Source organism: Herbiconiux sp. 320_LB (assembly GCF_059691755.1).
The window spans coordinates 321,696-347,194 of sequence record NZ_JCAWAD010000004.1 but is presented as its reverse complement, the minus strand read 5'-3'; the positions used below and the strand labels follow the sequence as shown (position 1 = coordinate 347,194).

Annotated in this window: 25 protein-coding genes and 2 tRNA genes; 13 read left to right on the top strand and 14 right to left on the bottom strand. The window is 70.3% G+C overall.

From position 1 onward, the window contains the following. The first annotated feature begins 6 nt into the window (after positions 1-6). Positions 7-1,014 carry a 1-aminocyclopropane-1-carboxylate deaminase gene (locus AC59HU_RS13040; RefSeq protein ID WP_497223853.1) on the top strand — a complete coding sequence of 336 codons (1,008 nt, stop codon included), beginning with the start codon at positions 7-9 and terminating at the stop codon, positions 1,012-1,014. Between the two features lie 116 nt (positions 1,015-1,130). On the opposite strand, the gene pnuC is transcribed toward AC59HU_RS13040, so the two are convergent. The 6 genes from pnuC to AC59HU_RS13010 form a co-directional block, all read right to left on the bottom strand. Further along, positions 1,131-1,811, bottom strand: a complete 681-nt coding sequence (pnuC, locus tag AC59HU_RS13035; protein WP_497223852.1) for a nicotinamide riboside transporter PnuC — start codon at positions 1,809-1,811, stop codon at positions 1,131-1,133. A 647-nt stretch (positions 1,812-2,458) separates the two neighbouring features. Beyond that, on the bottom strand, positions 2,459-3,736 hold the full coding sequence (clpX, locus tag AC59HU_RS13030) for an ATP-dependent Clp protease ATP-binding subunit ClpX (protein ID WP_497223851.1): 1,278 nt from the start codon (positions 3,734-3,736) through the stop codon (positions 2,459-2,461). 255 nt (positions 3,737-3,991) lie between these two features. Then, positions 3,992-4,657 carry an ATP-dependent Clp protease proteolytic subunit gene (locus tag AC59HU_RS13025; protein WP_497223850.1) on the bottom strand — a complete coding sequence of 222 codons (666 nt, stop codon included), beginning with the start codon at positions 4,655-4,657 and terminating at the stop codon, positions 3,992-3,994. A gap of 32 nt (positions 4,658-4,689) precedes the next feature. After that, the gene (locus tag AC59HU_RS13020; protein ID WP_497223849.1) at positions 4,690-5,283 is read right to left on the bottom strand and encodes an ATP-dependent Clp protease proteolytic subunit; all 594 of its coding nucleotides are present in this window, start codon (positions 5,281-5,283) and stop codon (positions 4,690-4,692) included. A gap of 177 nt (positions 5,284-5,460) precedes the next feature. Then, positions 5,461-6,816 (bottom strand): trigger factor, encoded by a 1,356-nt coding sequence (tig, locus tag AC59HU_RS13015; RefSeq protein WP_497223848.1) that lies wholly within the window; start codon positions 6,814-6,816, stop codon positions 5,461-5,463. A 41-nt stretch (positions 6,817-6,857) separates the two neighbouring features. Continuing rightward, positions 6,858-6,932: transfer RNA gene (locus AC59HU_RS13010), tRNA-Pro, on the bottom strand. Between the two features lie 106 nt (positions 6,933-7,038). Between AC59HU_RS13010 and AC59HU_RS13005 the strand changes: the two genes are divergently transcribed. Further along, positions 7,039-7,109, top strand: a tRNA-Gly gene (locus AC59HU_RS13005). 97 nt (positions 7,110-7,206) lie between these two features. Next, positions 7,207-8,067 (top strand): LLM class F420-dependent oxidoreductase, encoded by an 861-nt coding sequence (locus AC59HU_RS13000; RefSeq protein WP_497223847.1) that lies wholly within the window; start codon positions 7,207-7,209, stop codon positions 8,065-8,067. 56 nt (positions 8,068-8,123) lie between these two features. Here the strand turns inward: AC59HU_RS13000 and AC59HU_RS12995 are convergent, their stop codons facing one another. After that, on the bottom strand, positions 8,124-9,251 hold the full coding sequence (locus AC59HU_RS12995) for a DUF4190 domain-containing protein (RefSeq protein ID WP_497223846.1): 1,128 nt from the start codon (positions 9,249-9,251) through the stop codon (positions 8,124-8,126). A gap of 572 nt (positions 9,252-9,823) precedes the next feature. On the opposite strand from AC59HU_RS12995, the gene AC59HU_RS12990 reads away from it, so the two are divergent. The 4 genes from AC59HU_RS12990 to AC59HU_RS12975 all read left to right on the top strand — a co-directional run bounded on the left by AC59HU_RS12990 (position 9,824) and on the right by AC59HU_RS12975 (position 12,047). Next, entirely contained in the window at positions 9,824-10,153 is a 330-nt protein-coding gene (locus AC59HU_RS12990) for a hypothetical protein (RefSeq protein WP_497223845.1), read from the top strand. 2 nt (positions 10,154-10,155) lie between these two features. Continuing rightward, entirely contained in the window at positions 10,156-10,950 is a 795-nt protein-coding gene (locus tag AC59HU_RS12985; RefSeq protein ID WP_497223844.1) for a nitroreductase family protein, read from the top strand. A 64-nt stretch (positions 10,951-11,014) separates the two neighbouring features. Next, positions 11,015-11,488: a hypothetical protein gene (locus AC59HU_RS12980; RefSeq protein ID WP_497223843.1), complete on the top strand. Its 474-nt coding sequence runs from the start codon at positions 11,015-11,017 to the stop codon at positions 11,486-11,488. A 73-nt stretch (positions 11,489-11,561) separates the two neighbouring features. Then, on the top strand, positions 11,562-12,047 hold the full coding sequence (locus AC59HU_RS12975) for a Dps family protein (RefSeq protein ID WP_497223842.1): 486 nt from the start codon (positions 11,562-11,564) through the stop codon (positions 12,045-12,047). Between the two features lie 87 nt (positions 12,048-12,134). Here AC59HU_RS12975 and AC59HU_RS12970 read toward each other — a convergent pair whose 3' ends face one another. The 4 genes from AC59HU_RS12970 to AC59HU_RS12955 are packed head-to-tail and all read right to left on the bottom strand — an operon-like array spanning position 12,135 to position 15,971. After that, positions 12,135-13,739 (bottom strand): amidohydrolase, encoded by a 1,605-nt coding sequence (locus tag AC59HU_RS12970; protein ID WP_497223841.1) that lies wholly within the window; start codon positions 13,737-13,739, stop codon positions 12,135-12,137. Beyond that, positions 13,736-14,398 carry an FMN-binding negative transcriptional regulator gene (locus AC59HU_RS12965; protein WP_497223840.1) on the bottom strand — a complete coding sequence of 221 codons (663 nt, stop codon included), beginning with the start codon at positions 14,396-14,398 and terminating at the stop codon, positions 13,736-13,738. The genes AC59HU_RS12970 and AC59HU_RS12965 overlap by 4 nt, the downstream gene beginning before the upstream one ends. 14 nt (positions 14,399-14,412) lie before the next feature. Continuing rightward, the gene (locus AC59HU_RS12960; protein ID WP_497223839.1) at positions 14,413-15,471 is read right to left on the bottom strand and encodes an Fpg/Nei family DNA glycosylase; all 1,059 of its coding nucleotides are present in this window, start codon (positions 15,469-15,471) and stop codon (positions 14,413-14,415) included. An 11-nt stretch (positions 15,472-15,482) separates the two neighbouring features. Beyond that, positions 15,483-15,971, bottom strand: coding sequence for a ribose-5-phosphate isomerase (locus tag AC59HU_RS12955; protein WP_497223838.1), 489 nt, complete (start codon positions 15,969-15,971; stop codon positions 15,483-15,485). Positions 15,972-16,008: 37 nt separating this feature from the next. On the opposite strand from AC59HU_RS12955, the gene AC59HU_RS12950 reads away from it, so the two are divergent. Beyond that, a complete protein-coding gene (locus AC59HU_RS12950; RefSeq protein WP_497223837.1) occupies positions 16,009-16,713 on the top strand; it encodes a DUF4184 family protein in 705 nt (234 codons plus the stop codon). 8 nt (positions 16,714-16,721) lie between these two features. Here AC59HU_RS12950 and AC59HU_RS12945 read toward each other — a convergent pair whose 3' ends face one another. Then, positions 16,722-17,333, bottom strand: coding sequence for a mycothiol-dependent nitroreductase Rv2466c family protein (locus AC59HU_RS12945; RefSeq protein WP_497223836.1), 612 nt, complete (start codon positions 17,331-17,333; stop codon positions 16,722-16,724). 73 nt (positions 17,334-17,406) lie between these two features. On the opposite strand from AC59HU_RS12945, the gene pepN reads away from it, so the two are divergent. The 4 genes from pepN (at position 17,407) to AC59HU_RS12925 (ending at position 23,200) form a co-directional block, all read left to right on the top strand. Further along, the gene (gene pepN / locus AC59HU_RS12940) at positions 17,407-19,953 is read left to right on the top strand and encodes an aminopeptidase N (protein WP_497223835.1); all 2,547 of its coding nucleotides are present in this window, start codon (positions 17,407-17,409) and stop codon (positions 19,951-19,953) included. A 146-nt stretch (positions 19,954-20,099) separates the two neighbouring features. After that, positions 20,100-21,050 carry a mechanosensitive ion channel family protein gene (locus tag AC59HU_RS12935; protein ID WP_497223834.1) on the top strand — a complete coding sequence of 317 codons (951 nt, stop codon included), beginning with the start codon at positions 20,100-20,102 and terminating at the stop codon, positions 21,048-21,050. Between the two features lie 17 nt (positions 21,051-21,067). Then, the gene (locus AC59HU_RS12930; RefSeq protein WP_497223833.1) at positions 21,068-21,475 is read left to right on the top strand and encodes a globin; all 408 of its coding nucleotides are present in this window, start codon (positions 21,068-21,070) and stop codon (positions 21,473-21,475) included. A gap of 18 nt (positions 21,476-21,493) precedes the next feature. Next, positions 21,494-23,200: an FAD-binding dehydrogenase gene (locus tag AC59HU_RS12925; protein WP_497223832.1), complete on the top strand. Its 1,707-nt coding sequence runs from the start codon at positions 21,494-21,496 to the stop codon at positions 23,198-23,200. A 67-nt stretch (positions 23,201-23,267) separates the two neighbouring features. Here AC59HU_RS12925 and AC59HU_RS12920 read toward each other — a convergent pair whose 3' ends face one another. Further along, positions 23,268-23,936: a DUF8185 domain-containing protein gene (locus AC59HU_RS12920; protein ID WP_497223831.1), complete on the bottom strand. Its 669-nt coding sequence runs from the start codon at positions 23,934-23,936 to the stop codon at positions 23,268-23,270. An 80-nt stretch (positions 23,937-24,016) separates the two neighbouring features. Here AC59HU_RS12920 and AC59HU_RS12915 point away from each other — a divergent pair, with 80 nt between their 5' ends. Then, positions 24,017-24,886 (top strand): acyl-CoA thioesterase, encoded by an 870-nt coding sequence (locus AC59HU_RS12915; RefSeq protein ID WP_497223830.1) that lies wholly within the window; start codon positions 24,017-24,019, stop codon positions 24,884-24,886. Between the two features lie 91 nt (positions 24,887-24,977). On the opposite strand, the gene AC59HU_RS12910 is transcribed toward AC59HU_RS12915, so the two are convergent. Next, a complete protein-coding gene (locus tag AC59HU_RS12910) occupies positions 24,978-25,493 on the bottom strand; it encodes an acyl-CoA thioesterase (protein ID WP_497223829.1) in 516 nt (171 codons plus the stop codon). Between the last annotated feature and the right edge of the window lie 6 nt (positions 25,494-25,499).

The window sequence follows — 25,499 nt, the reverse complement described above, 5'->3', positions numbered from 1 at the left end:
ATCCCCATGCCGATCTCCGACTTCCCCCGGTACCCGCTCACCTTCGGGCCCAGCCCCGTGCATCCGCTCACCCGGCTCAGCCAGCACCTGGGCGGCGCCCAGGTCTGGGCCAAGCGGGAGGACGTGTCGAGCGGGCTGGCGTTCGGGGGCAACAAGATCCGCAAGCTCGAGTACCTGGTGCCGGATGCGCTGGCCCAGGGTGCGGACACGCTCGTCTCGATCGGCGGCTACCAGTCGAACCACACCCGGCAGGTCGCTGCGGTGGCCGCGAAGCTCGGGCTCAAGGCCCGGCTGGTGCAGGAGAACTGGGTCGACTGGCCCGACCCGCTGAGCGACCGGGTCGGCAACATCCAGCTCTCGCGGATGATGGGGGCGACGGTCACGCTCGACTCCGCCGGGTTCGACATCGGCATCCGCTCGAGCTGGCAGCAGGCGATCGACGACGTCGTCGAGTCCGGCGGCAAGCCGTACGCGATCCCGGCCGGGGCGTCCGAGCACCACCTCGGCGGGCTCGGGTTCGCCAACTGGGCCGACGAGGTCGAGCAGCAGGAGCGCGAACTGGGCGTGTTCTTCGACACGATCGTTGTCTGCACGGTGACCGGATCGACGCACGCGGGCATGATCGCCGGTTTCGCGGGGCAGGAGCGCCCGCGACGCGTGATCGGCATCGACGCTTCGGCCACGCTCGAGAAGACCCGCGACCAGGTGGCCCGGATCGCCCGGCACACCGCCGACCTGATCGGTCTCGGCCGCGACCTGCGCGACGACGAGATCGAGGTGCTCGAGGGCTGGGCCGGGGATCTGTACGGGATTCCGGTCGACTCGACCATGGAGGCCATCCGGCTCGGGGCCGAGCTCGAGGCGATGATCACCGACCCCGTGTACGAGGGCAAGTCTCTGGCAGGCCTGATCGATCTGGTGAAGTCGCGCGAGATCCCGGCGACCTCGACGGTGCTCTACGCGCACCTCGGGGGGCAGCTGGCGCTGAATGCGTACAGCGGTCTTTTCCGGTAGCCCCGGCTCCGCCGCCGGGCGCCATCCGCCTGTCGCCTGGCACCCATCGCCCGTCGCCCGTCGCGGACGCAGCTCGTGGGCGCCGCCCACTGTCGCCGACCCGTCAGTCGTTGTCGCTAAACCGGCGTGGTAGCGGCGACGAGTGACGGGTCGAGGGCGGCCAGGCGGCGCTGGCGGCGCCAGACGAAGAATCCGACCAGGGTGAAGACGCCGTAGACGGCGTACATGATGCCCGAGGCGTAGTAGCCGGCGGAGAAGAGCAACGGCACCCCGACCACGTCGACGGCGACCCAGAGCAGCCAGAACTCGACCCAGCCGCGGGCCATGCCGTAGGTGGCGAGCAGGGAGCCCATGAAGATCCAGGCGTCGCTCCAAACGGGCTCGAAGGAGCCGAGCGCGCGGAAGATCGGGGTCAGCACGGCGGTGCCGGCGATCAGGGCGATGATGAGTCCGATGCGGGCGCGGGTGGATGCCCAGCGCGGCTCGACCGGGGCCGTCGAACGACCGGTCGGGTGGGCCCAGCGGTACCAGCCGTAGATCGAGACGACGATGAACATCACCTGGCGACCGGCTTGGCCCAGGAGGTCGACCGGGTTGGGGGTGCCGAAGACGGCGCCGAGGAACACGGTGAAGAGCAGGGCGTTGCCCACGATGCCGACGGGCCAGGCCCAGATGCGGCGGCGGAGCGCGCCCAGCGCGCTGGCGAGGCCGAACAGGTTGCCGACGACTTCGCGCCAGAGGATCGTCTGATCTCCGATGTGCAGCTGTGCGTCGAACAACCACTCGATGACGTTCACGTTGCCGTCTGCCTTCCTGCCCGCCAGAGCCCATCCCCCACGCCGCACCCCTCACAACACCCCCGCCCCCCAAAACGTTCCCACCCCACCCATCCCGCGTGCTTGGAGGGTGGGCGGGCGCCGGCATTCGTCGCAGGTGGCGGTATCGGCGGCGATGATGATGGCCGGGGTGGTGGCCGGGGTGGCGGTGGCTGACGGTGATCGTGGTCGTGGTGGTCGTGGTTGTGGTGGTCGTGGTTGCGGTGGTGTCGCGGGCAGCGGTGATGGTGATTGCTGCAGGCGGCCCGTTGCTGCAGCGGGACGATCTCGGTTTCAGTCCGGACGCTGTCGGTGGCGGTCAGACATGTCGCGGCGGGAATCACGGCGATGGATGGTGATGGCGACAGCGACGAAATGGCCGCAATGGCGCCAACGGCGGCACTACGACAAGACGATGGCACCACCCCGTGTGGCACACGAGCGCAACAGGCCCTACTCGACGACCCAAGGTAACGGCGCGGCCGCGAGGCCCGACCGCAGGCCGGGCGTCGCGACCGCACCGGCACATGTCGCCCGCGCCGCAGAGGCGGCGGCGCGGTCAGTGAGAACATCCCGCGGCACAAGCCAGCTCCTCGGCGCCCCAGAAGCCAGGGCGCAGAGGATCAGCCTTACGCCGACTTCTCCTCGCGCCGCGCCTTCCGCGGCACGATCGTGGGCGCCGCGTTCTCGAGCACGGCCTCACGCGTCACGATGACCCGGGCGACCTCGTCGGTGGACGGCACCTCGAACATGATCGGGCCGAGCACCTCCTCCATGATCGCGCGGAGCCCACGGGCACCGGTCTGCCGCAGCACGGCCAGGTCGGCGATCGCCTCGAGCGCGTCGAGCTGGAACTCGAGCTCCACCCCGTCGAGCTCGAACATGCGCTGGTACTGGCGCACGAGCGCGTTGCGCGGCTCGGTCAGGATCTGCATCAGCGCCGACTGGTCGAGCGGAGTCACCGTGGTGACCACGGGAAGCCGGCCGATGAACTCGGGGATCAGGCCGAACTTGTGCAGGTCTTCCGGCAGCACCTCGCCGAACAGGTTGGCGTCGGCCTTCTTGCTGTAGAGCGGCGAGTTGAAGCCGATGCCGCGCTTGCCGGCACGCTGGGAGATGATCTCCTCCAGGCCCGCGAAGGCGCCCGCCACGATGAACAGCACGTTCGTCGTGTCGATCTGGATGAACTCCTGGTGCGGGTGCTTGCGACCGCCCTGCGGCGGAACCGAGGCGACCGTGCCCTCGAGGATCTTCAGCAGCGCCTGCTGCACGCCCTCGCCCGAGACATCGCGGGTGATCGACGGGTTCTCCGCCTTGCGGGCGATCTTGTCGACCTCGTCGATGTAGATGATGCCGGTCTCGGCCCGCTTGACGTCGTAGTCGGCGGCCTGGATCAGCTTCAGGAGGATGTTCTCGACGTCTTCACCGACGTAGCCGGCCTCGGTGAGCGCCGTCGCGTCGGCGACCGCGAAGGGCACGTTGAGCCGCTTCGCGAGGGTCTGGGCGAGGTAGGTCTTGCCGCATCCGGTCGGACCGATCAGGAGGATGTTGCTCTTCGCGATCTCGACCTCGGAGGCCTGGGCCTCGGCCGAGACGATGGCGCTGCGGGCTCGGGTGCGCTTGTAGTGGTTGTAGACGGCGACCGAGAGGGCGCGCTTGGCCGCATCCTGCCCGATCACGTACTCCTCGAGGAAGGAGTAGATCTCTTTCGGCTTCGGAAGCTCGAACTCGCCGGCCGCTTCTTCGCTGGCCTCGGACAGGCGCTCTTCGATGATCTCGTTGCACAGCTCGACGCATTCGTCGCAGATGTACACGCCGGGACCGGCGATGAGCTGCTGAACCTGCTTCTGGCTCTTTCCGCAGAACGAGCATTTGAGCAGGTCGGCGCTCTCCCCTATGCGTGCCATACCCAGCCTCCTAATCGCTGTGTTCCGACGAGCCTAACCCGAACCCCCGACACACATCGACAGCGACGCCGGATTCCGGTAGGGAGCGCAGCACATCTCCGATCAATCGAGGAGGTGGCGCAGGTATCGACCCGGCGCATCCAGGAACCCCCGCCAGTGCGCCACGAGCTCGAGGTCGCCTCGCGCCGGCGAGGCGCCGGCGCGAGCGAAGGGGCCCGCCGCGGAATGCGACGGGCCCCTTCGAGATGGCACTGCTCAGCTGACGAGCGCCGGCACGTTCTTGCGCGACGAGAGCACCTGGTCGATGAGGCCGTACTCGAGGGCCTCCTCGGCGGAGAGGATCTTGTCGCGGTCGATGTCCTTGTTGACCTGCTCGAGCGTGCGGTTGGAGTGGTGCGAGAGGGTGCCCTCGAGCCACTCGCGCATGCGCAGGATCTCACGGGCCTGGATCTCGATGTCCGAGGCCTGGCCGCCGCCGCCACCGGTGGCCGGCTGGTGGATCAGGATGCGCGCGTTCGGCAGCGCGAGGCGCTTGCCGGGCGTGCCGGCCGCGAGCAGCACGGCCGCGGCGGATGCCGCCTGGCCGAGGCACACGGTCTGGATCTGCGGGCGCACGTACTGCATCGTGTCGTAGATCGCCGTCATCGCGGTGAACGAGCCACCGGGAGAGTTGATGTACATCTCGATGTCGCGATCCGGGTCCTGGGACTCGAGCACGAGCAGCTGGGCCATCACGTCGTCGGCCGAGGCGTCGTCGATCTGCACGCCGAGGAAGATGATGCGGTCCTCGAAGAGCTTCGCGTAAGGGTCCTGGCGCTTGAAGCCGTACGCCGTCCGCTCCTCGAAGGAGGGGAGGATGTAGCGGTCGCTCGGCATGGTGCCGTTACCGTAGGCACTCGCACCGAAGGTGGGGGTTTGCATGATTCTGTTCCCTGTTCTCTAGAGATCCGGTGCTAGTTGTCTGCTTCGATGGTGCCGCCGCCGCCGACGACGTCGGTGGCGAACTCACGCACGTGGTCGACGAAGCCGTACTCCAGAGCCTCCTGGGCGGTGAACCAGCGGTCGCGGTCGCCGTCCTCGTTGACCTGCTCGACCGTCTTGCCGGTCTGGGCGGCGGTGATCTCGGCGAGCGTGTTCTTCATCCCGAGGATGAGCTGGGCCTGGGTCTGGATGTCCGACGAGGTTCCGCCGAAGCCACCGTGCGGCTGGTGCAGGAGCACGCGGGCGTTGGGCGTGATGTAGCGCTTGCCCTTGGTGCCGCTGGTGAGGAGGAACTGGCCCATCGACGCGGCCATTCCGATGCCCACGGTCACGATGTCGTTCGGAACGAACTTCATGGTGTCGTAGATCGCCATGCCGGCGGTGATCGAACCACCGGGCGAGTTGATGTAGAGGTAGATGTCACGCTCGGGGTCTTCGGCTGCGAGCAGAAGGATCTTGGCGCAGATCTCGTTCGCGTTGTCGTCGCGAACCTCGGACCCGAGCCAGATGATGCGGTCTTTCAGCAGCCGGTCGAAGACGCTGGATGGGAGAGCCGTTTCGGCCATGTGTGTCGCTCCAATTCACTTGCAGTGGTTTGAATCTACTGGGTGGAACGCGGCGGGGAACCCGTGTTCGCCGTCGGCAGATCATCCGCGACGCGACCGGACGACGAAGGGCCCGCATCCGGAATTCGGATGCGGGCCCTTCGGAGGGTGTCGCGATCGTGCCGCGACCTGACGCGGCTAGTGCGAGTGGCCCTCGTGGTCGTGACCGGCGTGGTCGTCGGCCGGAGCGTTCAGCAGGTTGTCGGCGTCCGAGTCGTCGGCGAGGACGGTGAACTCGGAGATGTCGACGGCCTTGCCGTTGGTGTCGACGACCTTGGCCTTCGACAGGATGATCGCGAGCGCCTTGTTGCGGGCGACCTCGGCGACCATCGCGGGGATCTGGTTCGACTCGGAGAGGATCTTGACGAACTCGTTCGGCTCCATGCCGTACTGGGCGGCGGACTGCACCAGGTACTGGGTGAGCTCGTCCTGGCTGACCTTGACCTCCTCGCGGTCGACGACCGCGTCGAGCAGGATCTGGGTCTTGAACGTGTTCTCGCTCGAGGTGGTGACCTCGGCGCGGTGCTCGTCGTCCTCCAGACGGTTCTCGCTCTCGAGGTGACGGTGCACCTCGTCTTCGATGAGCGCCGGGGGAACCGGGATCTCCACCTTCTCGAGCAGCGACTCGACGATCTTGGTGCGGGCCTCAGAGGCCTGGCCGAACGCCTTCTGCTTCTCGACCTGCTCCTTGAGCGAGTTCTTCAGCTCGTCGAGGGTGTCGAACTCGCTGGCGATCTGGGCGAAGTCGTCGTCGGCCTCGGGCAGCTCGCGCTCCTTGACGGAGTTGAGCGTGACCGTGACCAGCGCGTCGCGACCGGCGTAGTCGCCGCCGAGCAGCGGGGCCTCGAAGGTCGTGGTCTCGCCGGCGGTCAGGGTGTCGAGGGCCTCGTCGATGCCCTCGAGCAGCTCGCCCGAGCCGATCTCGTACGAGATGCCGGAGGCCGAGTCGACCTCGACGTCGTCGACGGTGGCGACCAGGTCGAGCTGGGCGAAGTCGCCCTTCGCGGCGGGACGGTCGACCGTGACGAGCGTGCCGAAGCGGCTGCGGAGACGCTCGAGCTCCTCGTCGACGTCGCCGTCTTCGACGACGGCGGGCTCGACGGTGACCTCGTAGCCCTCGTAGTCGGGCAGGTCGATCTCGGGACGCACGTCGACCTCGATCGCGAGCTCGAGGTCGCCGGAGAAGTCCTCGGCCTTGGGCCACTCGACGATGTCGGCCTGCGGGCGGCCGAGCGGGCGGAGGTCGTTCTCGGTGACCGCGTCGCGGTAGAAGCGGTCGAGGCCCTCGTTGACGGCGTGCTCGAGCACGGCCTCCTTGCCGACGCGCTGGTTGATGATGGGCGGCGGCACCTTGCCCTTGCGGAAGCCGGGGATGTTCACCTGCTCCGCGATGTGGGTGTACGCGTGATCGATGCTGGGCTTCAGCTCGTCGGGGGTGACGAAGATGGCGATCTTCACACGCGTGGGGCTGAGCTTTTCGACCGTGGTCTTCACGTTGGGTCTCTCCTGTGGTTTCGAGGTGGTTCAGATCCGTGTCGGGGCGACAGGATTCGAACCTGCGACCTCCCGCTCCCAAAGCGGGCGCTCTAGCCAAGCTGAGCTACGCCCCGGCGGCGAAATGGCCTCCGCAAGCCTACCGCACCCGGGATGCGCGTCACACAGCGCGTTCGAAGCTGTACTACGATGTTCGGGTGCCCGGGGGTGAGCCTCCGGCGCGGGGATGTAGCTCAATGGTAGAGCCTCAGTCTTCCAAACTGATCACGCGGGTTCGATTCCCGTCATCCCCTCTCGCCTCGTCAGTTGCGGTGCTCCGGCCCCCTCAGTTGCGTCGCATTGGACCGCATCGCGCATCCTCCATCCGGCCCATCGGGCTAAGGTTCGAGCATGGAGCTCGGGATGCATCTGGCCTTTCTCAGTTACGAGGGCGGAACGGCGGCCCTCGCACCCACCCTCGCCGCCACGGCGCGCGCCGCGGAGGATGCCGGTGTCGCCCGGCTCACGGTGATGGACCACGTCTGGCAGATCGGTGGCTTCGGGCCTCCTGACGAGCCGATGCTCGAGGCGTACACCGCCCTCGGCTTCCTCGCCGCACACACCTCGCGGGTGCTGCTGCACACGCTCGTCACGGGTGTCGTGTACCGGGCGCCCGGCCTGCTGGCGAAGCAGATCTCGACTCTGGATGCGCTCAGCGGCGGCCGCGCCGGTCTCGGGATCGGAGCTGCCTGGAACGAGGAGGAATCGCTCGGACTCGGCCTCGACTTCCCTCCGATCGCCGAGCGCTTCGAACGGCTCGAGGAGGCGCTCCAGATCTGCCTGCAGATGTGGAGCGACGTCGAGGGCCCCTACGAGGGCCGGCACTACCAGCTCGCCCGCACCCTGAACTCGCCGCAGAACCTCAGCCGACCGCGTCCGTACATCCTGATCGGCGGCGGGGGCGAGAAGAAGACACTCCGACTCGTCGCCCGGTACGCGGATGCCTGCAACCTCGCGATCGGCGACGACACCCCCCACAAGTTCGACGTGCTCGAGCGGCACTGCGACGACGTGGGCCGGGACTTCGCCACGGTCGAGAAGACGGCGAGCACCCGGCTGACCCCGGAGACCCGCCGGGACGAACTGCTCGCGACCCTCGACAGGGCGCGGGAGTTGGGGTTCAGCGTGGTCTACGTGACACCGACGTACACCGATCCGCTCGCGGCGGTCGACCTGATCGCGTCGGTCGTCGACGAGGTCGCGACGTCCTGAGCAAGCCCGCCTCGAGCGGGCGGCGTCGTGAGCCGGCCGCGCAGCGCCGCGCCGGGTCAGCCGGTGAAGCGGGCCGGGAGGTAGGCCGGTGAAGGGGCGATCTCGTAGACGACGTCGGCCGCATCCGGAACCGAGTAGCCCTCGACCCAGGTGACCGTGCTGCCTGGCTCGATCGGGTCGCTCGGGCGCAGGCCGTTCATCTGCTTCAGCACGTCGACGATCGTCGTGCCCTCGGCGTCTCCCGAGCGCACCGACACCTCGGGCTGCGGCGTGAAGGCCGCCGCACTGCCGTTGTAGACCGTGACGGAGACCGAGACGTTCTGCGCCTGGTCGGCCCCCAGCGCATCGGACGACGGTTCGAACGCGACCGGCTCGCTGACCGAGATCTGCAGGCCGTCGTCGTAGGTGACGGTCTGCGCGTAGAGCGCGGGCACGAGAGCCCCGGCGTCGGCCCCGGCTCCGGCGTCGGGCGGGCTGGCCGGCGCGGTCGCCGCGCCTCCCGCACCCGGGCGATCCGCCGTGATGCCCCCGGGCAGGACGGCCAGGATGCCCACGGTGGTCACGACCGAGACCGCGAGGGCCGCGACGAGGGCGATCCCGGCGACGATCACTCCCCCGGCCGCTGGTCCGCGACCACGACGACGGCCGAGGGCGACGATGCCGAGCACGAGCCCGGCGATCGCGACCGGGACGGCGACGTAGCTCGCGATCGGCACGAAGGCGATCAGGAGCGCGACGATGCCGAGCACCAGCGCGAGCACCGCGCCGGCGCCGGCGCGGCTTCGGCCCGGAGCCCGGCCTGCGCCCGTGCCCATGCCCATGCTCGCGCTCGTGCCCGTGGGCGCCGGTGGTCGGGGCGCGCGGGGCGGGCGGGATGCACGGGGCTGCTTGGGGGCGCGCGGCGGCTTGCCGACGGTCGCGGCTCGCTGGGCACCGGCTCGCTCGCTCGCCGCGAAATCGTCCGCCGCTGCGTCGCCGTCGGGCTGATCGCCGACGCGGGCTGCGGGTGCGGCGGTAGCCGGCGTCGACGTCGACGCGGAAGAGGCGACCGGCGCGGAGGTCGCCGTGGGGAACGGGACCGGCGAGGAGGGGCGCTGAGCGCGGTCGGCGTCGACGGGGCCGGCCGGAGCGGGTGAATCAGACGAGCGATCGCCGAAGCCGGGGATCGCGGGGAGGGTCGACATGGGCGAGAACGAACCGGCCGGACGCGAAGCGGACTCGGGCGAGGTGGACGCGAGATCGTCGTCCGGCTCGGTCGGCTCCGACAGTTCCGCCGGCGCGGCGACCCCCGTGGGCAGCGGTGGTGGGGGTGGGGGCGGCGGGAAGCTGCTCTTCGCGCGGCGACGGGAGACGGCAGGCCCCCGGAGGCCGGCGGGCCGATGGGTTCCGGCGGCGGGGGAACCGGGCGTCGGGGCCTGACGTGCGCCGGCAGCGCCTGGTGTACCGAGCGTGCCGGCCGCGCCGGGTGCACCGGCCGGGCCAGTCGACGCCGGCGTCGCGGGCGGCGCCGGCGGCTGATCCGCGGTCGGGACGGGCGGAAGCGGGAGCGGCGGGACGGCAGCCCGGTCGGGCGTCTGCTCGGGATCCGGCTCACGGTTCGTCATCGTGATCAGTCTGGCATCGGAGGGCGACCTCCGCTCGCCGCCCGGCCGCGCATCCATTCGCCGGAACGGGCGCAGCGGTGGTCACGACGGGAGAGGCGCGCAGGGACAGGGGCGGCGGTTGCGGGCTCAGAGCCGACGCGTAGTCTGGCGCCATGACCGCGCAGCCGCTGTTCGTCGCCGCCACCGCGAGCTACCTGGCCAACTGCGCGCTCGGCGCCTCGGTGGCGACGGGGCTCGTCGACACCCGCCGTTTCCGCTGGGTGCACCACGCCCTCTACATCTCCACCTGCGTGCTCGCCGGCGCTGCCGCGAGCTCCCTCCTCTGGGCACCCCGAAAGGGAGCTGCCCTCGCCCTCCTGCCGGCCGCCGTGCCGCTCGCCGCCATCCCCTCCGTCAGCACCCACTCGCGCGACCACGTGCGGGTCGCCCTCGCGGCGGCGCCGTTCTTCCTCGCGAGCCTGGCGCTGTCCAGAAAGAGCTAGTCATGGAGTTCCTCGACGTCGTCCGCCGCCGCAAGACCACGAACGGCCCCTTCCGCCCCGATCCGGTGAGCCGCGACCACCAACGGCTCCTGATGGAGCTCGCCGGCCGCGCCCCCTCGCAGCTGAACAGCCAGCCCTGGCGATTCGTGATCATCGAGAACCGCGACACCATCGAGCAGATCGCGGCGATCAGCGGCGAGAGCATGACCGAGGCGATGTCGAACGGCACCTTCTTCGAGCGCTACAAGCCCTACTTCCGGTTCAGCGCCGACGAGATGGCCGAGAAGCGCAGCGGGATGCTCTTCGACAAGCTCCCGGCGCCGCTCCGCCCCTTCACCAAGCAGGTCTTCACCCCGCGCGGCCAGAAGCTGATGAACACCTTCCGCGTGCCGCAGACCCTCGGCGAGGAGAACCGCAAGCTCGTCGCCGGCTCACCCCTGCTGCTCGGAGTGATGCTCGACCGCTCCGAGTACCGGCCGGGCGAGCTCAGCTCCTTCTATTCCGTCTTCAGCATGGGCGCCGCGATGGAGAACGTCTGGCTCGCGACGGTCGAACTCGGGATGGGCATCCAGTTCGTCTCGTTCCCGATGGAGGTGCCCGGTCGCTGGGCCGAGATCGAGCGGCTTCTGGCGGTGCCCGACGACCTCGAGCTGATGGCGGTGTACCGGCTCGGCTACCTCCCCGCCGACCAGCAGCGGCCGGCGATCGACTGGTCGAGCCACGAGCGGAAGCGCCCCTCGCAGTACGTGTTCCGCGACAGCTGCGCGACCCCCGAGACGGATTGGGACGGGCAATAGGCCCCACGACGACCGCCCCGTCGATAGTGTCGACCTGACTCCGCTCGACGAAAGGCGCCGAACCATGTCCGACACCGCACTCTCCGGTCCTGAATTCACGGGCGAGACCGCCCTCCAGGCCGCTCCCTGGGAGGTGAAGCTCTCGTTCGGCCTCTGGCTGGCCGAGGCGATCCTGTCGATCCTCAGCGGCATCCTCGTGATCGCGGCCGGCGTGCTCGTCACGGTCGTCGTCGGCACCGAGGACGCGGCGGCCGTGGGAACCGTCGTCATCTTCGTGATCATCGGCATCCTGATCGCCCTGGTCGCGGTGTTCCGCATCATCGCGGCGGTGTTCATGCTCCGCGGGCGACCCTGGGCGCGCAACACGCTCACCATCCTCGGGGTGATCGGGCTGATCGGGCTGACGGTCGAGTTCCAGACCAACGTGCCGGTGGCCATCGCCCACGCCCTGGTCACCGTCGTCGCGATCGTGACCATGTACCTGCCGAACTCCAACGCCTACTTCCGGGCTCCGTACCCCGCCGTCGCGCCGGATTAGCCCAGCCTCAGCTTGCTTGCGGAAGTTTTTCGCCTGAGTAGCGTTGAGGCACAGGGAATCGGAAGGACACACCATGACCGAGTTGATCACCACCCCCACCAGCACCACGAGCCCGGATGTCGCAGCCGCGGCAGCCCAGTTCCTGAGCCCCGTCGTCATCGAGCTGCAGGCGCTCGCCGTCAACGGCAAGCAGGCGCACTGGCACGTGCGCGGCGCGAACTTCATCGGTGTGCACGAGCTGCTCGACCTCGTCGTCGACCACGCCCAGGAGTACGCCGACACCGCCGCCGAGCGCGTCGTCGCCCTGGGCCTGCCGATCGACGCGCGCATCCAGACCGTCGCCGCGAAGACCGGCACCGAGGCGATGCCCGCCGGCTTCCAGAAGTCCGACGCCACGATCGCGACGATCATCTCGCAGATCGACGTCGCCCTGGCCGTCGTCAACAAGGCCGTCAAGGAGCTCGGCGAGATCGACGCCTCGTCTCAGGATGTCGCGATCGAGATCGCGCGCGGCCTCGATAAGGACCGCTGGTTCCTCTTCGCGCACATCGCCGCGTAGTCCTTCCCTCCGCGAAAGGCGGGCTCACCCCTCGGGTGGGTCCGCCTTTCGCGTTCTCCGCGCGTCGGCGCCCGGCCAGGCAGGGCCTCAGAGCCCCGAGTAGGTCGCCCGCCCGGCCAGGAGCGTGAGCGCCACCCCCATCGCCCGCAGCTCCTCCGAGCTCGCGGCGAACGGGTCGCGCTCGACGGCGGCCAGGTCGGCGACCTCGCCGACGTGCAACGCGCGACGCCCCCGGGCCGACGCCGCCAGTGCCTCGGTGATCGGGATGCGCTGCTCCGGATGCCACGGAGTCCGCCCGTCGCGGTCGCGCCCGACCGCCGCCGACATCGTGATCCACGGATCCAGCGGGGCGACCGGCGCATCCGACCCCATCGCGAGCGTCGCCCCGGCCTCGAGCAGGCTCGCCAGCGCGAAGGCCCGGCCGGTGCGGCCGGCCCAGAACAGGTCGGCGACGTCTCGGTCGTCCATCGCGTGCTCGGGCTGCACGCCGGCGACGACCCCCGCGGCGGCGAACCGCCCGAAGTCGGCGTCGGAGACGAGCTGGGCGTGCTCGACCGACCCGCCGCAGCCGAGCTGCTCGAGGGTCTCCAGCACGAGGCGGTTGGCATGGTCGCCGATGGCGTGCACGGCCGGCACGAAACCGGCCCCGGTCGCGCGGTCGAGCAGAGCGCGCAGCTCGGCGGGCGGCACCGTGAGGAGCCCGCGCGAGTCCGCCCGGCCCTCCAGCCCCGGGTACTCGTCGAAGCAGTAGGCGGTGCGGGTGTTCAGCGAGCCGTCCGTGATGACCTTGAACGGCCCGACGTGCACGAGCGACCGGCCGGTCGCGTCGACCGCGCCGCCGACCGCATCCCCCGTCGACAGCCCCGCGGCGATCGCCCGTTCCAGGTGTTGCGGGTACACGCCGAACTCGACCCGCAGCAGGTCGTGGCCGGCCGCGGTGCGCCGGGACCAGTCGTCTGCGTTCCAGGCCATCTCGAGATCGACGATCCCGACGACTCCCCGCGCGGCCGCCGCCCGGGCGGCGTCGTGGGCCCACTCGTCGACGGTCTCGGGCGGCACCTCGTCGAGCGCCCGGTGCACCGCGAACGCGTCCTCCTCGCGGAGCACGCCATCCGGATGCCCGGCCCGGCCGAACCGAGCGAGCGCCGCCGAGTTCAGCCAGCAGCAGTGCAGGTCGCCGCTGATCAGCACGACCGGATGCGGGCCGGTCACCGCATCCAGCAGCGCCGCCGTCGGCCGGTCGGGCCAGAGGCCGTCGCGGAATCCCGTTCCCACCAGCAGCTCGCCCGACGCGGCACCCGCCAGCGCGTTCCGCACGATGGCCGCGGTGCCGGCGGCCGAGTCGGCACCTGAGACATTCAGCCGTCGCGATGCCCCGGCCCACTGGCCGAAGTGCACGTGGTTGTCCCAGAGGCCTGGCACGAGCCAGCGCCCGTCGAGCCCGGTTCGGGATGCTCCGCTCGCCACGAGGCGATCGGCGAACGGTGCCGAGCCGGTCGGCTCGAGCGCCGCGATCAGGCCGTCGACGATCGAGACGTCGACCGGCCAGTCGACGCCGGGGAGACGGGCGCCGACGAGGACCAGGGCCGCGCCGGCAGTGGCACCGGCACCGGAAGCGGCATCAGCACCTGAATCCGCACCGGCAGCACCAGCGGCACCGGCACCAGTCCCGGCACCGTCACGGGCGCTCATCGGCCCACCGCACTCGCGCCCCCTGCACCACCGAAGACACCGGGATTGGCCGACCGCACCTCCCCGGCGAGCTCCGCCGAGGAGTACGGCCCGCTGCCCTCCAGCTCCGCGACGATCCGCTCGATCGTCTCGGGCGGCCGGTTCTGACTCATCTTGCGCTTGGCCACGAACCGGCCGACCGGCAGACGGAAGCCGACGGTGCCGGCGCTGATGCGGTCGGCGTAGGCGGAGTCCTCGAGCGTGCCGCGCATCCGTCTCGGGGCGGGCATGGCGTCTTCGAAGTGGTCGACGAGCCGCTCGAGCACGCGCAGGTTCTCGGCCGGGTCGAGGATCTCGGGCACGCCGTACAGGTGCGCGCTGATGAAGTTCCAGGTCGGCACGGCGGGGGCGGCGTCGTACCAGCCGGGCGAGATGTAGCCGTGCGGGCCCTGGATCACGACCATCACCTCGTGGTCACCCCACTCGTGCAGCTGCTCGTCCGGCCGGCCGACGTGACTGACGATCGCGAGTCCGTCGCCGCTGTCGTCGAGGAGCACCGGGTAGTGCGAGGCGACGAGTCCGGTCGAGGTGGCGGAGACGATCGTGGCCCACGGGTTCTCGCGGATCAGCCGCTCGATCTCGGCGCGGTCGGTGAGGTCGAAGACGGGGGTGTGGCGCATGAGGCGACGCTACCTCAGGCCTGATCCTTCGGGCACCAGTAGAGCTTGCGGCCGCCGAACTCCTCGAGCACGATGTGCGTGCCGCAGATGCGGCAGGGCAGGCCCTCGCGCTTGTAGACCCAGTGCCGGTCGGCGCGGTCGGCCATCGCGGCGGCGTAGGCGGCCTGATCGAGGCCGTCCATCGTCATCATCTGCCCGGTGCGCACGCCGAGGTCGAGGAGGTAGGCCCAGTCGCGCCAGAGGGCGCGGGCGGTGTCGGTCGGCACGAGCTTGCCCGGGGTGTGCGGGTTGAGGCGGGCACGGAAGAGCATCTCGGCGCGGTAGACGTTGCCGATCCCGCTGACCACCGACTGATCCATCAGCAGCAGCCCGATCGGGGTGGCCTTCTTGGCGACGGCGTCGACGAAGCGCTGCTCGGCGGCCTCGGAGTCGTCCAGCAGCGGATCGGGCCCGAGCTTCGCGATCACCGCGTCGACCTGCGCGGCGTCGAGCACCTCGCACGCGGTGGGGCCGCGGAGGTCGGCGACCGCGGTCTCGGTGAGCAGCCGAACGCGAACCGCACCGACGGGCTCGGGCGGGAAGTCGCCCGTCTCCTCCCCCACCTTCTCCTGCTCGGCCATCCGGATGCGGGAGCGACGCGGGGCGCCGATCGAGCGCACCGAGTCCTCGCCGGCCGCGTCATCCAGGGAGGTGTCGCCGAGGGAGGTGTCGCCCGCGCGCTCGCCCAGGGCGATCTCGTCGAGGGTGCCCTCGACCTGCTCCCCCAGCACGGTTCCGCGCTGGTTGGTCTGGCCCATCCGGCCACCGGCAGAGCGGATCGTCTCGTCGGTCGTGATCTCGCCCGCGAAGTCCCAGGCGCCGTAGATGCCGAGGTGCACCCGCAGCCAGAGGATGCCGTCGAACTCGAGGAACATCTGCTTGCCGACGGCCCGCGACGCCGTCATGGTCTTGCCGTCGAGCTGCGCGGCTCCCTCGGCGAAGCGGCCCTGCGGCGAGCTCGCCGCGACCGGGTGGCCGACGAAGTTGCGGGCGAACTGACGCGCGATGCGATGGACGGAATGGCCCTCGGGCATGTCGTTCCCGCCTAGGCGTCGACGTCGTGGCCGGCGATCGCGCCGGTGGCCTCGAACTCGGCCAGCTGGGCGATCCGGCGCACGTGCCGTTCCTCGAACGAGAAGGGCTCGGCGATGAACCAGTCGATCAGGGCGATCGCCTCCTCGACGGTGTGCTGGCGGGCGCCGATCGCCACGACGTTGGCGTCGTTGTGCTCGCGGGCGAGCTTGGCGGTGGCCTCGTTCCAGGCCAGCGCGGCGCGGGCGCCCGGCACCTTGTTGGCGGCGATCTGCTCGCCGTTGCCTGATCCGCCGAACACGACGGCGAGCGCCTCGACGCCCGCGGCCTGGTCGCGCACGACGCCCTTGGCCGCGTTGATGCAGAAGGAGGGGTAGTCGTCGATGGGGTCGTAGCTGGTGGGCCCGTGGTCGACCACCTCGTGGCCGGCGGCCGTCAGGTGCTCGTTGATGGTCGTGCTGAACTCGAGGCCGGCGTGATCGGTGCCGAGGTGGATGCGCATGACGCCCAGTTTATGACGCACCCGTTAAGCTCGGCCGATGCCGTTCACCCTGAGTCACGCGATCGTCGCCGCGCCCTTCGCGCGCACGCCGTTGCCGGTGGCTGCGGTCGCGATCGGGGCGATGATCCCGGATGCGCCGCTGTTCGTCACGGGCGGGGCCGGCTACGTCTTCCTGCACTCGATCGTCGGGGCGCTGCTGGTCGACCTGCCGGCGGCGTTCCTGGTCTTCGTGCTGTGGCGCGCCCTCCTCCGGCCGGTGCTCCGGGGCGTCGTACCACGATCCCTCGGCGAACGGCTCCCGGCCGAGTGGGAGACCAGAATCGCCGGGGGCCTGAGGAGCGTCTGGCTGGAGCCCGGTCCGCGGTCGCTCGGGCGCGGGACGCCGTCGCTCGGGCGCGGGCCGGTCGCGACCGTGCTGCTCCTGGTCGCGGCGCTCGTCGTCGGGGTGCTCAGCCATCTGCTCTGGGACGGCTTCACGCATCCGGACACCTGGCTGACGCCGTTCATCCCCGTGCTCGACGAGGTCGTGGGCGGGGTGATCGTCGCGACCTGGGCGCACTACCTGAGTTCGGCCCTCGGCATCGTCGGCCTGGCCGCCTACGCGCTGTGGTGGTTCTGGCACGCCCCCGTCACCCCGGTCCGGCACCCCGCACCCCTGGCGCTCCGCGCCCTGTCCTGGCTGGTTGCGCTCGCGGCCGCCGCTTACGTCGTCTGGGTCACCCTCAGCATCCTGGCCGGGTGAACCAGCCTCTAGAACTGCGGTTCGCGCGTACGGGAGCGCTTCAGCTCGAAGAAGCCGTCGTAGGAGGCCGCGGCGACCACGCCGTCCCAGAGGGTCAGCGCCATCTCGCCCGTGGGGGCGGGGCTGATCACGGGGCCGAAGAACGCGACGCCGTTCACCGCGATGACGGGTGTGCCCACATCCTGACCGACCCGCTGGATGCCGTCGAAGTGCGAGGCCCGCATCTGCGGGTCGAACTCCTCCGAGTCGGCATAGGCCGCGAACGACTCCGGCAGGCCGACCTCGGCGAGCGCCTCGGCGATCACGGTGTCCGAGTCGGTCGAGCCGCCGGGGTGGATGCGGGTGCCGAGCGCGTCGTACAGCGGCTTCACGATCTGCTGCCCGTGCAGCTCGGCCGCGGCCGCGACCAGCCGCGTGTAGCGGAGCGCCCGCGGGAAGAACGCCTTGTAGGAGTCCGAGATGTCGTCGTTGTCCTCGTTCAGCACCGCCAGGCTCATGATGTGCCAGGTCACGTCGAGGTCGCGGTGCTGCGCCACCTCGTCGACCCATCGCGACGTCATCCACGCCCAGGGGCAGGACGGGTCGAACCAGAAATCCACCACGGTCTTCGTCTCAGTCATCCCGCCATCTTGTCACCCTCTCCGGGGAGCCCGATCGAACTAGGCTGGACGCGCAATCGACAAGGAGCAAACAGTGCCTGGAGAAAACCTCACCCGCGCAGAAGCTCGCGAACGCGCCTCAGTGGTCGACGTCACGAGCTACGACGTCGTCCTGGACCTCACCACCGGTCCCGAGACGTTCCGCAGCACCACCACCGTCGTCTTCACCGCCACGGAGGGGGCATCGACGTTCATCGACGCGATCACCCGCACCGTGCACGCGGTGACGCTGAACGGCGTCTCGCTCGACCCGGCGGCGGTGAGCGACGGCGTGCGCATCCAGCTCGACGGTCTCGCCGCCTCGAACACGCTGGTGGTCGACGCCGACATGATCTACACCAACACCGGCGAGGGCCTGCACCGCTTCGTCGACCCGGTCGACGACGAGGTCTACCTCTACAGCCAGTTCGAGGTGCCCGACTCGCGGCGCATGTTCGCCGTGTTCGAGCAGCCCGACCTGAAGGCCGTCTTCACCTTCACCGTCACGGCGCCCGACTACTGGGAGGTCGTCTCCAACTCCCCCACCCCCGAGCCCGTCACGGCGGTCGAGGGCCACTCGGCGACCTGGGCCTTCGAGCCCACCCCGCGCATCTCGAGCTACATCACCGCGCTGGTCGCGGGCCCCTACATCGTCGAGCGCAGCGAGCTGACCAGCGCCGACGGCCGCACCATCCCGCTCGGTGTCTTCTCGCGTGCCTCGCTGTCGCAGTACATGGATGCCGACTACATCTTCGAGAAGACCCGCGAGGGCTTCGAGTTCTACGAGAAGCAGTACGACTTCCCGTACCCCTTCGCCAAGTACGACCAGCTGTTCGTGCCCGAGTTCAACGCCGGGGCGATGGAGAACGCAGGCGCTGTCACGTTCACCGAGACCTACGTGTTCCGCTCGAAGGTGACGGATGCGGTGCGCGAGCGCCGGGTGGTCACGATCCTGCACGAGCTCGCCCACATGTGGTTCGGCGACCTGGTCACCATGCGCTGGTGGAACGACCTGTGGCTGAACGAGTCGTTCGCCGAGTACATGTCGACCCTCGCGACCGCCGAGGCCACGGAGTGGAAGGAGGCCTGGACCACCTTCGCCGCGATGGAGAAGAGCTGGGCCTACCGTCAGGACCAGCTGCCCTCGACCCACCCGATCGTCGCGGCCATCAACGACCTCGAGGACGTGCAGGTCAACTTCGACGGCATCACCTACGCCAAGGGCGCCTCGGTGCTGAAGCAGCTGGTGGCCTGGGTCGGCCAGACCGAGTTCATGGCCGGCGTCGCCGCGTACGTGAACAAGCACCAGTTCGCCAACACCGAGCTGACCGACCTGCTGGTCGAGCTCGAGAAGACGAGCGGCCGCGACCTCACCGAGTGGTCGCAGCTGTGGCTGGAGACGGCGGGCGTCAACACGCTGCGCCCCGAGATCAGCTACGACTCCGACGACGTGATCACCGCCTTCGCCGTGAAGCAGGAGGCGCCGCTGGACTACCCGACCATCCGCCCGCACCGCCTGGCGATCGGCGTCTACGACTTCGAGGGCGACGCCCTGGTGCGCCGCTACCGCGTCGAGCTCGACGTCGACGGCGAGCGCACCGAGGTGCCCGAGCTCGTCGGCCGCTCGCGCCCCGCGCTCGTGCTGCTGAACGACGACGACCTGGCCTACGCCAAGATCCGGCTCGACGGCTACTCGCTCGACACCGCGATCGAGAACCTCGCCGCGATCCGGAGCCCGCTGGCCCGCTCGATCGTCTGGGGTTCGGTGTGGGATGCGACACGCGACGCCGAGATGTCGGGTCGCGACTTCGTGCGCCTGGTGCTCGGCAACATCGCCACCGAGACTGAGTCGACCACCCTGCGCACGGTGCTCGGCCAGCTGGTGCTGACCGCGTCCAGCTACGTGGCCCCGGAGTTCCGGCACGAGACCATCGAGTCGGCGGCCGACGCGCTCTGGCACCTGGCTCTGGATGCGGAGCCCGGGTCGGACGCGCAGTTCCAGTTCGTGAAGTTCTTCGCCGCGCTGGCCGGCACGGAGGAGCAGCTCGAGAACGTCGCGCACCTGCACGACGGCACCGTGGTGCTCGAGGGGCTGGACATCGACACCGACCTCACCTGGGAGCTGCTCATCTCGCTGGTCGCCGGCGGCAAGGCCGGGCAGGCCGAGATCGACGCGACGCTCGCCGAGGACAACACGGCCTCGGGCCAGCAGTCCGCGGCGCACGCCCGGGCCGCCATCCCGACCCCCGAGGGCAAGGCGGCGGCGTTCGCGTCGCTGGTCGACACCGACGCGGCGCCCAACGCGATCGTGCGGGCCACCGGGCTCGGCTTCCAGCGCGGCACCGACCCCGCCCTGTTCGAGCCGCTCGTGCCGACGTACTTCGCCGCGCTGCAGAACCTGTGGGAGACCCGCAGCTACGCGATCGCCAGCTCGGTGATCAACGGGCTGTACCCGGCCGCTCTGGCGGACCAGTCGCTCCGCGACGCGACGCAGGCCTGGCTCGACGCCAACGCCGAGCCGCCCGCGCTCCGCCGCATCATCGTCGAGAACCTGGCCGGGGTCGACCGCGCCTTGGCGGCGCAGTCCCGCGACCGGCGCTAGCTCACCCCCGACTGCCCTCGATCCGTCACTTCTTGTCGCTATTTGAGACTCATGGCGACCACAAGTGACGGATCGGGGACAGCAGGGAAGGCGTGGAGGGGGCGTTGAGGCGGGCGACCTAGGGTTGGGGGGATATGGATTGGAACATGTTCTGGACGAACCTCGGTTCGTTCTTCGATACCTACCAGGTGCCCATCGGCATCCTCATCATCATCGTCGCCGCCCTGGTCATCCGGGCCATCCTGCTCTTCTCGGTGCGACGACTCGTCGACCAGGTCGTCAACGGCGTCAAGAAGAAGCAGAACGTCACCGACACCCAGGCGCTGACGGCCTCCCCGCTGGCCGCGGTGCGGATCGTGCAGCGCACCCGCACCCTCGGCTCGGTGCTGACCAACGTCATCAACGTCACCGTGGTGGTCGTGTCGATCATCATGATCATCACCCGGATCGACCCGAACGCCCTCGGTTCGCTGGCGCTGCTGACCGCGGCCCTCGGCGCCGGCCTCGGTTTCGGCGCGCAGAACATCGTGAAAGACGTGCTGAACGGCCTGTTCATGGTCTTCGAGGATCAGCTCGGCGTCGGTGACGTGGTCGACCTGGGCCCGGCCACCGGCGTGGTCGAGGGGGTCGGCATCCGGGTCACCCAGGTGCGCGACGTGAACGGCACGCTCTGGTTCGTGCGCAACGGCGAGATCCTCCGGGTCGGCAACATGTCGCAGGGCTGGGCCCGGGTGATCCTCGACCTCGCGATCCCCTACGACTCCGACATCGACCTGGTGCAGGACGCGATGCTCGCCACCGCCGTCGGCATGTCCACCGAGCCCAAGTGGCGCTCGCGGATCGTCGAGCGCCCCGAGATCTGGGGCCTGGAGTCGATCTCGGCCGAGGCCCTGGTCATCCGGCTCGTCGTCAAGACCCGCACCTCCGCCAAGGACGACGTGGCCCGGGAGCTGCGGATCCGGCTGAAGCGCGCCCTCGACGAGATGGGCGTGACCCTGCCGTCGCTGAACACCGTCGTGCTCACGGGCTTCGAGGGCGCCAACAGCGTCAAGGGCGCCCGCCCGCCGCGCACCAAGCCCATCCCCAAGCAGGACTAGCGAAGGCGACCACGGTCATGGAACTCACCCCGAAGCGGTCCGAGCCCGCGAACACGCTCTACGAGCAGATCGGCGGGCACGACACCTTCGTCGCGCTCGTGTCGCGCTTCTACGAGGGCGTCGCCACCGACCCGGTGCTGAAGCCGATGTACCCCGCCGACGACTGGCAGGGCGCGATCGACCGGCTGACGATGTTCCTCGAGCAGTACTGGGGCGGGCCCGGCACCTACAGCGAGCAGCGCGGGCACCCGCGGCTCCGGATGCGCCACAACCCGTTCAAGGTCAACCCCGACGCGCGCGACCGCTGGCTCGCACACATGCGGGAGGCCGTGGACTCCCTCGGGTTGTCGCCGCTCGACAGAGAAGTGCTGTGGGACTATCTCGAGCGCGCGGCGCATGCCATGGTGAATACGTTCGACCAGTAGCGCGACGAAGGAGTCCCCGTGCCCCGAGCCGAAGACGCAGCCTCTTCCCCTTCCGCTTCTGCATCCTCCTCCGAATCCGACGTGCTCGTCGTGGGGGCCGGGCTCGCCGGGCTGGTGGCCGCCTGCGAGGTGATCGAGGCCGGCCGCACGGTGACGGTCCTCGACCAGGAGCCGGCGGCATCCCTCGGCGGTCAGGCGTGGTGGTCGTTCGGCGGCATCTTCCTGATCGACTCCCCCGAGCAGCGACGGATGCGGGTGAAGGACACCCTCGACCTCGCCCGCCAGGACTGGTTCGGCACCGCCGGGTTCGACCGCGACGAGGATGCGTGGGGCCGGGCCTGGGCAGAGGCGTACCTGCAGTTCGCCGCCGGGGAGAAGCGCGCGTGGCTGCACTCGCTGGGCGTGCGGTTCTTCCCCGTGGTCGGCTGGGCCGAGCGCGGCGGCCAGACCGCGACCGGGCCCGGCAACTCGGTGCCGCGCTTCCACATCACCTGGGGCACCGGCCCCGGCATCCTGGCCCCGTTCGTCGCCCGCTTCCAGGAGGCCGTGTCGACGGGCCGGGCGCGCATCCTGCACCGTCATCGGGTCAACGAGCTGGTGACCACGGGCGGCGAGACGCCCCGGGTGACCGGTGTGCGCGGCAGCGTGCTTGCCCCGAGCCCGGTCGGCCGCGGCGAGACCAGCTCGCGCGAGGTCGCGGGCTCGTTCGAGTTCTCGGCGGGTGCCGTGATCGTCGCGAGCGGGGGCATCGGCGGCAACCACGACCTGGTGCGGGAGCTCTGGCCCGCACGGCTCGGCGCCCCTCCGGCGACCATGCTCTCGGGCGTGCCCGCGCACGTCGACGGGCGGATGCTCGCCATCAGCGAGCGCGCCGGTGCGCACGTGGTGAACACCGACCGGATGTGGCACTACACCGAGGGCATCACCAACTTCGACCCGGTCTGGCCGCTGCACGGCATCCGCATCCTGCCGGGCCCCTCGTCGCTGTGGCTGGACGCCACGGGCCGCCGGCTGCCCGGCCCGTTCTTCCCGGGCTTCGACACGCTCGGAACCCTGGAGCACATCCTCGGCACCGGCCACGACTACAGCTGGTTCGTGCTCACCCAGGCGATCATCGAGAAGGAGTTCGCCCTCTCGGGCAGCGAGCAGAACCCCGACCTGACGGGGAAGGACCTGCGGTTGCTGGCCCAGCGCATCCGCCCCGGCGCCCCGGGCCCGGTCGAGGCGTTCAAGGAGCGCGGCGTCGACTTCGTGGTGGCCGACACCCTGCCCGAACTGGTGCGCGGGATGCGCGACCTCGAGCCCGACGGACCGCTCGACGCCGCGACGGTCACCCGCGAGGTGTTCGCCCGCGACCGGGAGCTGGCGAACAGCTTCTCGAAGGATGCGCAGGTCACGGCCCTCCGCGGCGCCCGTCGCTACCTCGGCGACAAGCTCATCCGGGTGGCCAAGCCGCACCGGCTGCTGGATCCCGCCGCCGGGCCCCTGATCGCGGTGAAGCTGCACGTGCTCACCCGCAAGTCGCTCGGCGGGATCGAGACCGATCTGAGCGGGCGGGCGCTCTCGCCGGCCGGCACCCCGGTGGCGGGACTCTTCGCGGCCGGTGAGGTCAGCGGGTTCGGCGGCGGCGGCGTGCACGGGTACCGGGCGCTGGAGGGCACGTTCCTCGGCGGCTGCCTGTTCTCGGGGCGGCAGGCCGGGCGCGCGGCCGCGGCGTCGGTGTAGCGGAGGGAAGAGGGGGCGGGCGCGGGCGTGTGCGGGCGCGGGTCAGCGCCGCCGGAGCAGGCCCGGGTCAGCGGCGCACGAGCACGTGCCCTCGCTTCAGCGTGAGCCTCAACCACTGGCCGGTGTGGAAGACCGCCACGTCGTCGACGCCCTTGACGAAGCCGAGGCTGACGGCGCAGAACGCGGCACCGGCCGGCACTCGCGGCGAGAGCCCGGGGAGGACGTCGAGATCCCGGCCCCACACCTCGGAGCGGACCTTGTGCACGAGCTGCTCGCCGGTGTTGTCGGGCACCGCTTCGGCCACCTCGGCGATGCCCGCGCGGGCGGCGGTCTCGAGGATGTCGGAGCTGAAGGAGCCGGCGCGCTCCCACCCACCCCGGGGCGGGCTGATGCCGGCCCAGGCGATGCCCTGCTCGGCCGGGGGCAGCGGGATCTCGAGCGGGCCCGAGGCGGAGTTGTTCTGCACCGAGACCTGGGCCAGGCGGTCCAGCAGCGCGCGGATCGGCACGACGACGTCGAAGGGTTCCGGGCTCGCGAGCGCGAAGGTGCGGAGCCCGAGGACGGTCGGCGTGCGGTCGAGCAGCCCCTTGGCCGTGAGGGTCGCCGTGTAGGCGGCGAGCACCCCGAAGCCGCCGATCAGGCGCACGGCCCCGTTCTCGACCCGGGCCGCACGGCCGAGGTACACCTTGAGGTCGCCGAGCGACGCCGCGTCGATGAGGGTGAAGTACTGGACCATCTGTGCTGTCTAAACTACTTCACAGTGGGCGGGTGCGTGTGCCTCTCGCCCCGGCCGCGTCCAGAACCACCGGAGGAACCATGTCCGACCCTCTCGCGGGATTCCTGACCACGCTCGACCTCGTCGACACCGGCGCGCGCACGAGCGAGGACATCTTCACCGGCCCCTCGCAGTGGATGCCGAACGGCCGGGTCTTCGGCGGGCAGGTGCTCGCGCAGTCGATCATCGCCGCCGCACGGACGGTCGACGGCGACCGACCGGTGCACTCGCTCCACGGCTACTTCCTCCGCCCCGGCGACGCGGCGAAGTCGATCACCTTCGCCGTCGACCGGCTGCACGACGGGCGGTCGTTCTCGACCCGGCGCGCGCAGGCCTATCAGGACGGTGTGCCGATCCTCTCGGCGATCCTGTCGTTCCAGACCCAGGACCAGGGTTTCGACCACCAGATCGACCTGCCGACCGAGCTCCCCGGCCCCGACGAGGTGCCGAGCGCCTTCGACCTGCTCTCGAGGATCGACCACCCGATGGCGCAGTCGTGGGCGCGGGAGCGGGCCTTCGACATGCGGCACGTGCCCGACCCGGTCTACCTCACGGTCGAGGGCGAGCCGACGCCGTACCAGGCCGTCTGGATCAAGGCGCTGGGCCGGCTGCCCGACGATCCCGACCTGCACCGGGCCTCCCTCGCCTTCGCGAGCGACTACTCGATCCTTGAGCCCGTGCTCCGCCGTCACGGGGTGCCGTGGGCGAGCCCGGGCCTGAAGATGGCGAGCCTGGATCACGCGATGTGGTGGCACCGCTTCGCCCGGGCCGACGAGTGGCTGCTCTACACGCAGGAGTCGCCCAGCGCCTCGGGCGGGCGGGGGCTCAGCCTCGGACGGATGTACGACCTCGACGGGCGGCTGATCGCCTCGGTCGCGCAGGAGGGCATGGTGCGGCTGGCGCGCAGCTGAGCCGCGGGCGCGTCGGGCCCTGCGGTCAGCTGCGGCCACGCCGGGCCCTGCGGCCGGCTGCGGGCGCGCCAGGCCCCGCGATCGGCTGTGGTCAGCTGCGGCGGCGGAAGGTGAGCGGGGGCTCGAGGTACGGCTCCCACGCCTGGCGCTCGTGCGTCACCATGCGGCGCGGTGCGTCGGTCTCGGCGTCGATGAGCACCAGGGTGGTCGCGGCCTTGACGTAGACCGTCTGCGGCGGCGCCTCGCTCTCCACCGCACCCTCGGCCGCGCTCTCGTCGCGCGGGCTCTTGATCTCGTAGTAGACGTCGAGGCTCGCGCCGCCCAGGTGACCGATCCACATCTCGACGTCGATCGGGCGCCGGAGGTACGGCATCTGGGCGAGGTACTCGATCTCCTGACGCGAGATGACGAGCTTGGTGCGCGTCTCCAGGCTCATGTCGATCACCGCGGTCGGCCACTCCGAGGCGTTCGGATCGGGCAGGCCGCCGTCGACCCAGAACGCGAAGACCCGCGCCTCCTCCAGGATCTTCAGCACGGAGGCGTTGTTGACGTGCCCGTACGCATCCAGATCCGACCAGCGGAGCTGGATCGGGACGTTCAGCCGCATCGGCCG

Bases quoted from the DNA above. Each gene is read 5' to 3' on its own strand.
- AC59HU_RS13040 (WP_497223853.1), top strand. From the start codon at position 7: ATGCCGATCTCCGACTTCCCCCGGTACCCGCTCACCTTCGGGCCCAGC.
- clpX (WP_497223851.1), bottom strand. From the start codon at position 3,736: ATGGCACGCATAGGGGAGAGCGCCGACCTGCTCAAATGCTCGTTCTGC.
- AC59HU_RS13025 (WP_497223850.1), bottom strand. From the start codon at position 4,657: ATGCAAACCCCCACCTTCGGTGCGAGTGCCTACGGTAACGGCACCATG.
- AC59HU_RS13020 (WP_497223849.1), bottom strand. From the start codon at position 5,283: ATGGCCGAAACGGCTCTCCCATCCAGCGTCTTCGACCGGCTGCTGAAA.
- AC59HU_RS13000 (WP_497223847.1), top strand. From the start codon at position 7,207: ATGGAGCTCGGGATGCATCTGGCCTTTCTCAGTTACGAGGGCGGAACG.
- AC59HU_RS12995 (WP_497223846.1), bottom strand. From the start codon at position 9,251: ATGTCGACCCTCCCCGCGATCCCCGGCTTCGGCGATCGCTCGTCTGAT.
- AC59HU_RS12990 (WP_497223845.1), top strand. From the start codon at position 9,824: ATGACCGCGCAGCCGCTGTTCGTCGCCGCCACCGCGAGCTACCTGGCC.
- AC59HU_RS12985 (WP_497223844.1), top strand. From the start codon at position 10,156: ATGGAGTTCCTCGACGTCGTCCGCCGCCGCAAGACCACGAACGGCCCC.
- AC59HU_RS12980 (WP_497223843.1), top strand. From the start codon at position 11,015: ATGTCCGACACCGCACTCTCCGGTCCTGAATTCACGGGCGAGACCGCC.
- AC59HU_RS12975 (WP_497223842.1), top strand. From the start codon at position 11,562: ATGACCGAGTTGATCACCACCCCCACCAGCACCACGAGCCCGGATGTC.
- AC59HU_RS12970 (WP_497223841.1), bottom strand. From the start codon at position 13,739: ATGAGCGCCCGTGACGGTGCCGGGACTGGTGCCGGTGCCGCTGGTGCT.
- AC59HU_RS12965 (WP_497223840.1), bottom strand. From the start codon at position 14,398: ATGCGCCACACCCCCGTCTTCGACCTCACCGACCGCGCCGAGATCGAG.
- AC59HU_RS12960 (WP_497223839.1), bottom strand. From the start codon at position 15,471: ATGCCCGAGGGCCATTCCGTCCATCGCATCGCGCGTCAGTTCGCCCGC.
- AC59HU_RS12955 (WP_497223838.1), bottom strand. From the start codon at position 15,971: ATGCGCATCCACCTCGGCACCGATCACGCCGGCCTCGAGTTCAGCACG.
- AC59HU_RS12950 (WP_497223837.1), top strand. From the start codon at position 16,009: ATGCCGTTCACCCTGAGTCACGCGATCGTCGCCGCGCCCTTCGCGCGC.
- AC59HU_RS12945 (WP_497223836.1), bottom strand. From the start codon at position 17,333: ATGACTGAGACGAAGACCGTGGTGGATTTCTGGTTCGACCCGTCCTGC.
- AC59HU_RS12935 (WP_497223834.1), top strand. From the start codon at position 20,100: ATGTTCTGGACGAACCTCGGTTCGTTCTTCGATACCTACCAGGTGCCC.
- AC59HU_RS12930 (WP_497223833.1), top strand. From the start codon at position 21,068: ATGGAACTCACCCCGAAGCGGTCCGAGCCCGCGAACACGCTCTACGAG.
- AC59HU_RS12920 (WP_497223831.1), bottom strand. From the start codon at position 23,936: ATGGTCCAGTACTTCACCCTCATCGACGCGGCGTCGCTCGGCGACCTC.
- AC59HU_RS12915 (WP_497223830.1), top strand. From the start codon at position 24,017: ATGTCCGACCCTCTCGCGGGATTCCTGACCACGCTCGACCTCGTCGAC.
- AC59HU_RS12910 (WP_497223829.1), bottom strand. From the start codon at position 25,493: ATGCGGCTGAACGTCCCGATCCAGCTCCGCTGGTCGGATCTGGATGCG.